The sequence below is a fragment of the Vibrio sp. 10N.286.52.C3 genome (assembly GCF_041468865.1).
Classification (GTDB): Bacteria; Pseudomonadota; Gammaproteobacteria; order Enterobacterales; family Vibrionaceae; genus Vibrio; species Vibrio crassostreae_C.
Genome location: NZ_JBFRJM010000132.1, coordinates 1 through 1942, shown reverse-complemented (window position 1 = coordinate 1942; position 1942 = coordinate 1). Strand labels below are relative to the sequence as shown.

1 protein-coding gene is annotated in these 1942 nt (G+C 43.6%); it reads left to right on the top strand.

Going from position 1 to position 1942, the window contains the following annotated elements; translation table 11 throughout:
* Positions 1–69 precede the first annotated feature (69 nt).
* Positions 70–1668: a bifunctional aspartate transaminase/aspartate 4-decarboxylase gene (locus AB4138_RS23745; RefSeq protein WP_136981857.1), complete on the top strand. Its 1599-nt coding sequence runs from the start codon at positions 70–72 to the stop codon at positions 1666–1668.
* The last annotated feature ends 274 nt before the right edge of the window (positions 1669–1942 follow it).

The following is a 1942-nucleotide window of genomic DNA, read 5'->3' as shown; positions in this document are numbered from 1 at the left end:
ATAATCACGCTTAAGTAAAATACTTTATTTAATTACAAGTGTTTAATATTAAATTATTAGGTAAATATTATGACTACACAAAATACAAATATCGATTTTTCAAAATTCGCTGATTTAAGCCCATTTGAATTAAAAGACAAATTAATTGAAGTGGCGCAAGCAGTGCCAGACCGTGCTTTACTAGACGCAGGTCGTGGTAATCCAAACTTCTTAGCAACATTGCCACGTAAAGCATTTATTCGTTTGGGTGAATTTGCAGTAATGGAAGCGGAACGTAACTACGCTTACCTCGGTGGTGATTTCGGTGGTATCCCTGATGGCGTCGGCATCGTTGAGCGTTTCGACACGTTCGCAAGCCAATATGCAACAGACAAAGGCGTTGATTTCCTACGTCGTGCACTAAGCTACGCAAAAGACCGTCTAGGCATCGAAAAACAAGCGTTCCTAAACGAGCTAGTACTGGCTTACCTTGCGTGTAACTACCCAGTGCCACCACGTATGCTAGTGAACATCGAGAAAGTGGTTAAACAATACATCGCAGAAGAGATGTACGGCCCAATGCCAATGACGACTAACTTTGACCTGTTCGCAACAGAAGGCGGCACTGCGTCAATGACGTACACGTTCGCAACCATGTTCAACAATGGTCTATTGAAAAAAGGTGACAAAGTTGCGCTAATCACGCCAATCTTTACACCTTACCTAGAAATCCCAGAGCTAGCAGAATATGAGCTGGAAATCGTAGAGCTACGCCTTGATGAGACCACTTGGCAGCTACCAATGTCTGAAATCGAAAAACTGGCAGATACAGACATCAAACTGCTTTGTGTTGTTAACCCAGCAAACCCAGCATCAGTTAAATTCTCTGACGAGACTCTAGAGAACCTAACAAACTTTGTGAATGAGCAACGCAGTGACCTATTCATCATCACAGATGACGTGTACGGCACATTTGCCGATGAGTTCGTTTCTCTGTTCGCAAAACTACCGTATAACACACTATGTGTTTACTCATTCTCTAAATACTTCGGTGCAACAGGCTGGCGTCTAGGCACTATCGGTATTCACGATGAGAACGTGTTCGACGATACACTTCGCTCATTCAGTGAAGCGACACAGTGCCAATTGGACGACCGTTACAAAACGCTAACTCCAGAGCCACGTGACATCAAATTCATCGACCGTATCGTTGCTGATAGCCGCAGCGTAGCATTGAACCATACTGCAGGTCTGTCTCTACCACAACAAGTACAAATGGCGATGTTTGCATTAACTTGTCTAATGGACTCAGAAGGTCGCTACAAAGCCGCTTGTAAACGCATCATCCGTGAGCGCTACACAACGCTTTACAAAAACATGGGTGTAGCAATCGAAGAGAACAAAGACCGTGTGGATTACTACACACTACTAGAGCTAGACACGCTAGGTGGCAAACTTTACGGTCAAGAGTTTGTCGACTGGTTCAAAGCTAACGAGAAAGGTAAAGACTTCCTATTCCGTCTTGCTCACGAAACCGGCGTAATCTTACTACCTGGTAAAGGTTTCGACACAGTACACGCATCAGTACGTGTATCACTAGCGAACCTTACTCACCACGAGTACGAGCTAATCGGCCGTGCAACACGCACTGTATTGGATGAGTACTTCGCTGAGTTTCAAGACGCATAAGTTCAAGTCTGGCTTAGAATCAAATACATGATTTAAAGCCGATGACGTCCAACTCATTAAGAATAAGCCTCGGCGATGTCGAGGCTATTCCGACCAAATAAGCACAGTGGTTAGATCGATAAAACTTCCTATCTTGATGTTCCGTTGTGTTTATTTAGTCGTCTTATCCAAGTATTCAAATCCATTTCAAACTGAAAGAGCGACGCATGAAAAGCATTATTTCTATTCAATCTCACGTGGTTTACGGGCATGCAGGCAATAGCTCTGCCGTTTT